This is a genomic window from Ramlibacter sp. (assembly GCF_013697775.1).
GTDB lineage: Bacteria > Pseudomonadota > Gammaproteobacteria > Burkholderiales > Burkholderiaceae_C > Ramlibacter.
The window spans coordinates 1-5,400 of record NZ_JACCWG010000143.1; the positions used below are offsets into that span (position 1 = coordinate 1).

A 5,400-nucleotide genomic window follows, 5' to 3' on the forward strand; every position below is an offset into this window, starting at 1 on the left:
CGCTTGCGCCGCAGGCGAGCACGCTCGCAGCCGACAGCCTGGACGCGCTTTCAGGCTACCTGATCGGCTACCTTACCTATCCGAGCTACGTCACGCGCGGCGACTTCGCCGGCCTCACGCTGGCCAGCTCGCCGCAGTTCGGCCTGGTCGCCGGCGTCAACAGCGCCGGCGCCGGCCAAGTGCTGTTCGTGAACCTGCCGCTGACCTACCTGAAGGGCCGCACCGACGCGCTGCCGCTGCACGGGTTCCTCAGCTACTTCGTGCGCCAGATGGGCAAGGCGCCCTACATCTCGCCCATGCCCGGCGCGGTGGCCGGCCTGACGCTGAACTGGCACCTGGATTCCATGGACGCGCAGGCGCCGACACTGGCGCTGGAACAACTGGGGCTGTTCAACCCGGCGGCCCCGAGCTCCATGCACATCACCGCCGGTCCGGACACCATCGGGTTCGGCGACGGCCTGGGCTGGAATCTCAACAACAACCTGGTCGCGCAGGACCTGCTCAAGCGGCTGGTGGCGGCCGGCCAGGACGTGGGCAACCACGGCGGCTGGATCCACGACTACTACGGCGGCAATGCCAACGAAACCAACTCGCTTGAGTTCCTGAGCTACCTGCAGCTGAACCAGCAGGCGGTCGACGGCCTGCTGGGCAAGCCGTCGCGCAGCTACTCGGCGCCCGAGGGCAACAACCCGAAGTGGGCGATGACCTGGCTGGAGCAGCAGGGCGTGGTCGGCGCTTATTTCCTGGGCCATACCGGGCTTGGCGCGACCCGCCATTTCCGCGACGGCCAGCTGCTCAACCCGAAGCTCTACGTGTTCCCGGTCACGCCCAACGGCATGTACGCCACCTTCGAGGAATGGCAGTACTTCAACGTGCCGAAGGCGGACGTGATCGCCTGGTACCACGACCTGGTGGACTTCTCGATCCAGAACGACACCAACCGCCTGATCTACATGCACCCGCCGGGCGCCTACGAATGGGTCGACGTGGTGCAGGACCTGATGGCCTATACGCAGTCCAAGGGAGCGGCCAATTTCCGCTGGTACACCATGCCGGCGCTGTCGGACGCGCTGCAGCGCCGCCTGGCCGTGAAGTGGACCCAGGCCGTGCAGAGCGACGGCAGCACCCGCTTCGACGCGACACATCCCTCGAACCTGAGCGGCACCGTTTGGAAGCTCGCGAAGACGCGCTACCAGAAGCCCAGGCTGGTGAGCGGCAACGCCACCGTCGCCGACGGCGGCAGCTTCTGGATGGTCAAGGTCTCGGGCTCCAAGACGCTGCAGTTCGTGGCGAAGCCGGTGTAGCCAAGGGCGGGGCGGGGGGGCGCCGATTGCCCTACAGTCGGGCGCTCGTGACCGCGCCCGACCCCGCCACCTCCCTGCCGCTTCCCCGCACCGCCTGGCTGATGCTGCTGGCGCTGACCACCGGCTTTTCGCTCAGCCAGGCGTTCCGCTCGCTGCCGGCCATCATGGCGCCGCCGCTGCAGCGCGAGTTCGCGCTGTCGGCGCAGGACCTGGGCGTGTTCGCCGGCGCCTTCCATTTCTCCTTCGGCGCGCTGCAGTTCGCCATGGGCATCGGCATCGACGTGTTCGGGCTGCGCCGCACGGTGCTGTTCTTCTCGCCGCTGGCCATTGCCGGGGCTGCCGTCGCGGCGGCGGCGCCCTCCTTCGGCTGGCTGGTGGCCGGCCAGGTGCTCAACGGCATCGGCTGCGCGCCGGCCTTTCTGGTGTGCACGGTGTTCATCGCGCGCAGCTTCCCGCCCGAGCGCTTCGCCGCGGTGTCGGGCCTGATCCTGGGCGTCGGCTCCATCGGCCTGTTGCTGACCGGCACGCCGCTGGCCTGGCTGATCGAGCACAGCTCGTGGCGCGCCGGCTTCGTCGCGCTGGCGCTGTGCTCGGCGCTCGCCTGGCTGTCCATCCTGGTGCTGGTGCGCGAGCCGGGCGGCGTGCCGGCGCGCGGCGAGCGCACGCCGCTGCTGCAGGCGCTGCGCAGCTACGGCGAGCTGTTCCGGCTGCCGCACACCTGGGGCATCCTGGCGCTGGCGCTGGTCACCTATGCGTCGTTCCTCTCGCTGCGCGGGCTGTGGCTCGGCCCGATGCTGATCGCGCGCCACGGCTTCTCGCTGGTGCAAAGCGGCAACGTGGCGCTGGCCGTGTCGGTCGTCGGCATGCTGGGCCCGCCGCTGTTCGGCCGGCTCGACCCCGGCGCCGGCCGCAGGCGCTGGATCGCCGGCTACACGCTGCTGCTGGCCGTGGTGTTCGCGCTGATGGCCGCCGGGCCGGGCGCGGCGCTGGACGTGGCGGGCGCCATCGCCGTCGGCATGCTGTCGGGCTACATGGTGCTGCAGTACGCGGACGTGCGCGCCGCCTACCCGGCGGCCATGACCGGCCGCGCCATGGCCGTGTTCACCATGGCGATCTTCCTGGGCGTCGGGCTGATGCAGTGGCTGACCGGCGTGGTGGCATCGCTGGCGCCGGCCGCTGGCCTGGAGCCGTTCCGCGTGGTGCTGGGCGCCATCGCGCTGATGCTGGTGCTGGGCGCGCTGGCCTACAGGGTCTTGCCCCAGCCGCGCGCCGCGCGGGCCGCGCAGGCGGCAGAATCGGGCGCATGAAAATCGCCAAAGACACTGTCGTGACCCTGCAATTCAAGGTGGCCGAGCCCACCGGCAAGCTGATCGAGGCCAGCCGCGAGCCCATGGTCTACCTGCACGGCGGCTACAACAACACGCTGCCGAAGATCGAGGAAGCCCTGGAAGGCCGCGAGAGCGGCGACGAGATCACGCTCAACCTGCAGCCCGAAGACGCGTTCGGTGCGCGCGACCCGGCGCTGGAACGCACCATTCCCAAGAGCGAATTCCCGCCCGGCGTGAAGGTCGGCGGCCAGCTCGAAGGCCGCACCGACGGCGGCGAGCCGCACGTGTTCCACGTGATGAAGATCAAGGGCGACAAGGTGCTGCTGGACGGCAACCATCCGCTGGCCGGCCGCGCCCTGCGCTTTTCCCTGAAGGTCACGGGCGTGCGCGAAGCCTCGGCCGAGGAACTGGCGCACGGCCACGTGCACGGCGAGCACGGGCACCACCACTGAGCGCTTGAAAGCGCGGGGCGCCGCCCGCAGCTTGTTTCTTTGAAAGGCCAAGCCATGCCGTCCAGCCCGGTGCTGCAGGTGCGTCCCCTCGGTTTTCCTTGGGAAACCAGCGACCCTTTCCTCTTCTGCGCTTACCACGACGATGCCTATCCGCAGGGCAACGCGCAGATGGGCCCGGCCGTGCCGCTGGCCGGCCGCGACATCGGCCAGGACTTCAGCCGCAAGGACGGCTGGAGCATGTACCACGGCGAGACGGTGCCGGGCTTTCCGGCGCACCCGCACCGCGGCTTCGAGACCGTGACCATCGTGCGCAAGGGCCTGATCGACCACAGCGACTCGCTGGGCGCCACGGCGCGCTTCGGCGGCGGCGACGTGCAGTGGGTCACCGCCGGGCGAGGCATCGTGCACTCGGAGATGTTCCCGCTGCTGCGGCGCGATGAAGCCAACCCGCTGGAGCTGTTCCAGATCTGGCTGAACCTGCCGGCGCGCAACAAGATGGCCGCACCGCACTTCACCATGCTGTGGGCCGAGGACATTCCGCGCCAGGCCATCGAGGACGCGCAGGGCCGCAAGACCGGGCTCGCCGTGGTGGCCGGCCGCTATGCGCAGGCCGGCAATGATGCCGAGTCGTTGGTGGCGCCCGCGCCGCCGCCCGATTCCTGGGCCGCGCAGGCCGAAGCCGACGTCGCCATCTGGACCGTGCGCATGGAGCCCGGCGCGGCGTGGACACTGCCCGCGGCGGCGGGCGAGGACACGCAGCGCACGCTGTACTTCTTCAAGGGCACGACAGCGCGCATCGGCGGCCAGGACGTGGCGGCGCCGGCGGCGGTGACGCTGCAAGCCGGCGTGCCGGTGGAGCTGGCCGCGGGCGACACGGTCAGCGAATTCCTGCTGCTGCAAGGCCGACCGATCGGCGAGGCGGTGGCGCAGTACGGCCCGTTCGTGATGAACACCGAAGCCGAGATCCGGCAGGCCATGCAGGACTACCGCCGCACCCAGTTCGGCGGCTGGCCGTTCGCCGACGGCGCGCCGGTGCATGGGGCCGATGCGAAGCGCTTCGCCAGGCACCCGGACGGCAGCACCGAACAGCGGTCCTGACCCGCGCGCGGCGCGTTCCTACGCGCGCCGTGCGCACCGCCGCTTAGGCTCGGCGGCATGACCCTTCCCCTCTCGCTCCAGGCCGGCCTGTGGGGCCTGCTGGCCGGCGGCGCCCTGCTGCTGGGCGCCGTGCTCGGCTGGTTCCTGCACGTGCCGCAGCGGCTGGTGGCCGGCATCATGGCGTTCGGCGCCGGCGTGCTGATCTCGGCGCTGGCCTTCGAGCTGATGGACGAGGCGTTCAGGCGCGGCGGCTTCGACTCCACCGCGCTCGGCTTCATCGGCGGCGCGGTGGTCTACACGGGCGCCAACTGGCTGCTGGCCCACTACGGCGCACGCCACCGCAAGCGCTCCACCGAAGGCCTCCAGCCCAAGGAAGATGACCAGTCGGGCAGCGGCATGGCCATGGCGGTGGGCGCGCTGCTCGACGGCGTGCCCGAGTCCATTGTCATCGGCCTGAGCCTGCTGGAGGGCGGCGCGGTGAGCATGGTGGCGGTGATCGCGGTGTTCCTCTCCAACATTCCCGAAGGCCTGTCCAGCGCGTCCGGCATGCGCAAGTCGGGCCGCTCGGCCGCCTACGTGTTCACCGTCTGGGGCGCGATCGCGCTGGCATCAGGCATCTCGGCCTGGGCCGGCTGCGCGCTGTTCAACGACGTGTCGCCCGAATGGGTGGCGGCGACCACGGCCGTCGCGGCCGGCGCCATCCTGGCGATGCTGGCCGACACCATGATGCCGGAGGCCTTCGCGTCCGCCCACAACGCGGCCGGGCTGATCACGGTGGCGGGGTTTCTGGCGGCGTTCGTGCTGTCGAAGTGGCAGGGGTAACGGCAGAGGTAACGGCAGGGCTGGGCGCGGCGCGCCGCCGGGTGAAGCGGGCGGGGTCCAGCACGCCGACGGCCAGCGCGGTGCCCAGCACGACGATGGCGCCGCACAGCACCGTGCGAAGCGTCAGCGGCTCGCCGAGGAACACTGTGCCGTAGAGGGCGGCGAACACCGGCAGCACGAAGGTCACCGACAGCGCGCGCGCCGGACCGATCCGCTCGATCAGGCGGAAATACATCAGCGCCGTGCCCGCGGTGCAGAACGATCCGGCGAGCACGATGGCGATCCAGGCGCGCACGCCGGGCGGCGTGTCGGGCCACGCGGCGAATCCGGGCAGCGCGAACACCAGCGCGGCGCCCAGCAGGCTGCCCGACGCCAGCGTGCGCGGCGCCACCCCGG

Annotated in this window: 6 protein-coding genes; 5 read left to right on the plus strand and 1 reads right to left on the minus strand. The window is 70.9% G+C overall.

From position 1 onward, the window contains the following. The 5 genes from H0U68_RS07055 to H0U68_RS07075 form a co-directional block, all read left to right on the plus strand. On the plus strand, positions 1–1,304 hold a 1,304-nt coding region (locus tag H0U68_RS07055; protein WP_296354016.1), incomplete at its 5' end, for a polysaccharide deacetylase family protein. Between the two features lie 101 nt (positions 1,305–1,405). Next, entirely contained in the window at positions 1,406–2,611 is a 1,206-nt protein-coding gene (locus tag H0U68_RS07060; RefSeq protein WP_296354026.1) for an MFS transporter, read from the plus strand. Continuing rightward, on the plus strand, positions 2,608–3,084 hold the full coding sequence (locus tag H0U68_RS07065) for a peptidylprolyl isomerase (RefSeq protein ID WP_296354018.1): 477 nt from the start codon (positions 2,608–2,610) through the stop codon (positions 3,082–3,084). The genes H0U68_RS07060 and H0U68_RS07065 overlap by 4 nt, the downstream gene beginning before the upstream one ends. A gap of 54 nt (positions 3,085–3,138) precedes the next feature. Beyond that, a complete protein-coding gene (locus tag H0U68_RS07070) occupies positions 3,139–4,182 on the plus strand; it encodes a pirin family protein (protein WP_296354020.1) in 1,044 nt (347 codons plus the stop codon). A 57-nt stretch (positions 4,183–4,239) separates the two neighbouring features. Next, the gene (locus H0U68_RS07075) at positions 4,240–5,004 is read left to right on the plus strand and encodes a ZIP family zinc transporter (RefSeq protein WP_296354022.1); all 765 of its coding nucleotides are present in this window, start codon (positions 4,240–4,242) and stop codon (positions 5,002–5,004) included. Here H0U68_RS07075 and H0U68_RS07080 read toward each other — a convergent pair. Continuing rightward, on the minus strand, positions 4,952–5,400 hold a 449-nt coding region (locus H0U68_RS07080), incomplete at its 5' end, for a DMT family transporter (protein ID WP_296354024.1). The two genes, H0U68_RS07075 and H0U68_RS07080, sit on opposite strands and share 53 nt — an antisense overlap.